Annotated in this window: 2 protein-coding genes and 1 pseudogene; 1 reads left to right on the top strand and 2 read right to left on the bottom strand. The window is 61.0% G+C overall.

What is annotated here, in order from left to right:
* Positions 1-529 (top strand): Hsp20/alpha crystallin family protein (locus NW837_RS10300; protein WP_414331267.1); only part of this gene is annotated, 529 nt, incomplete at its 5' end.
* Positions 530-575: 46 nt separating this feature from the next.
* On the opposite strand, the gene NW837_RS10295 is transcribed toward NW837_RS10300, so the two are convergent.
* Together NW837_RS10295 and NW837_RS10290 are read right to left on the bottom strand one after the other, a co-directional pair.
* On the bottom strand, positions 576-1,358 hold the full coding sequence (locus NW837_RS10295) for an S-adenosyl-l-methionine hydroxide adenosyltransferase family protein (RefSeq protein WP_414331264.1): 783 nt from the start codon (positions 1,356-1,358) through the stop codon (positions 576-578).
* Positions 1,359-1,426: 68 nt separating this feature from the next.
* Positions 1,427-2,146, bottom strand: a pseudogene (locus NW837_RS10290) (fused N-dimethylarginine dimethylaminohydrolase/saccharopine dehydrogenase domain-containing protein); the annotation flags it as partial.

The raw sequence follows: 2,146 nt of genomic DNA, 5'->3' as shown, positions 1-2,146 counted from the left end.
ACCCCTGTTGACCCGTTTTTCAAGAATTGTCCACCCTACTACCCAAGGAGCGGCTATGCAATTGGTTTACTTCACCCCCATCCTCGATGTGCGCGTGCAGCAAAGCACCCTTGACTTCCCGAGGCAGCAGAGCTCTGGAGAGCACCCTCGCACTTTCTTCCCCACGCCATTACAGGTTTGGGAGAGCGGCGAAGCCTACATCGTCCAGTTGTGGGCGCCGGGGGCCAATCGGGAACGCTTCCACATCGAGGCCACAGCCCAGCAGCTCTCCATCAGCGGTGAGATCCAGCTTCAAGGCCCTGAAGGTGCTGAATTACGCTACCAAGAGGTGGAGCCTCAGCCTTTTCAACGCACCCTCAAGCTAGCCAAAAGCATTCAGCCGGAAAAAGTCTCGGCCATCTACCGGGATGGCATTCTCACCCTCACCCTGCCCAAGGCCGATGCCGTGCGGGCGGTCAAAGTTCAGATAGGAACCTCAACTTCCGCAGCTGAGCCGGAAACTTTAACGGTGGAAAGCCAGCCTGCCTAGTCTCCCTTCTCCCCAAGCGAGAGGGGGCAGGGGGGAGGGAGTTCGGCTAGCTATCCCACTGCACGCGCACCTCGTCCCCTACTTTGAAATCCAAGGTGCGGCTGGCGTTGCCCCGGTTTTGCGCGATCTCCACCCAGCCGGAGCTGCCCACCAGGGCCAGCACTTCCCCAACTTCTCCCTCAGCAAAGGTGGCCACGGAGCGGACGGGGATCCCTTTGACCGAGGCGCTCCAGCTTCTACCTTCCACCCACTGTCCGGGCAGGTTGGTGATGCCGTTGCCGAAGTGGTCGATGGCCTGGACCAGGCCGCGACAGCCGTTGGTCTCCATCTGGGGTGGCGGCCACTCCCAGCGGGTTAGTTCTGCTACGTCTAGGGGATCCCCCAGCTCCGCCAAAGGGATCCCGTTGGCCAGATGAGCGGCAACCGGGGCAAAAATATCCCGCCCATGAAAGGTGCGGCTGGGAGAGGGGGTGCGCCAATAGCGGGGCCGGTTGAGTTCCACAGCAGCCAGCGCCGGAGTTTGGGCCAAAACGCCGCTGAACAGGCCATTGTCAGGGCCAACCAAAAAGCCCGTCTCGGTTTGGATGGCCACCGCCCGGCGGCTACTCCCCACCCCTGGATCCACAACGGCTAGGTGAATGGTGCCCGACGGCAGATAGGGGTAGGCCGTCATCAGGGCAAAGCGAGCCGCCGCCACATCCTGAGGCGGGATCCCATGGCTGAGGTCGATGAGTTGAGCCTGTGGGGAAAGGGTATGAATCACCCCTTTCATAATGCCCACATAGGGATCCTGCAGGCCAAAATCCGTCAACAGGCTAATAAAAGGCATACCCTTTTGAGGCTTGAGGATCCCAGTTTAAGGATCCCAAAAGATAACAGCGCTTATGGATGGGGTGGCTAGCGGGCAGCAAGAGCAGGTTGCGGGCGCTCATACACCTGCCCCAAACGCGCCAACTGCTGCACCAACAAACTCAAGAACAGGCCCACATCGGTAACAATCCCCACCGACTCCAGGGATCCCCGATCGGCCAGCTTGGTCACCACTGCCGGGTTAATGTCCACGCAGATCAGCTTGACCCCGGCAGGCGTCATGTTCCCGGCACCAATGGAGTGCAACATGCTGGAGAGCATCAGCACCATGTCGGCCCCCTGCAGCAGCCGCGCATAATCCTGTTGGGCCTTGATCAGATCCATCTCCGTATCCGGCAGCGGCCCATCGTCACGGATGGATCCCGCCAGGGAGAAGGGCACCTGAGCGCGAATGCACTCGTAGAACACCCCGCCGGTAATCACGCCCGCTTCCACTGCGGCCCGGATGCTGCCGTACTTGCGGATGAGGTTGATGGTTTTGAGGTGATGCTTGTGGCCGCCCTTGACCGGGGTGCCCCGCGACAGATCCACCCCCAGCGAGGTGCCGTAGAGATTCTGCTCCAAATCGTGAACGGCAATGGCATTGCCCCCCAGCAGCGCCTGCACATAGCCTTCGCGGATGAGGGTGGCCAAGTGGGATCCGCCGCCTGTGTGGATGACCACCGGCCCTGCCACCACCACCGTTTTGCCGCCCCGCTCCTTGATTTGCCGCAGCTCCCAGGCAATCTGCTCCACCAGGATCTCCAC

This window comes from Synechococcus sp. R6-10 (assembly GCF_047461815.1).
In the GTDB taxonomy this organism is placed as follows: domain Bacteria; phylum Cyanobacteriota; class Cyanobacteriia; order Thermostichales; family Thermostichaceae; genus Thermostichus.
The sequence above is the reverse complement of the archived record's forward strand: the minus strand, read 5'-3'. Positions and strand labels throughout refer to the sequence as shown.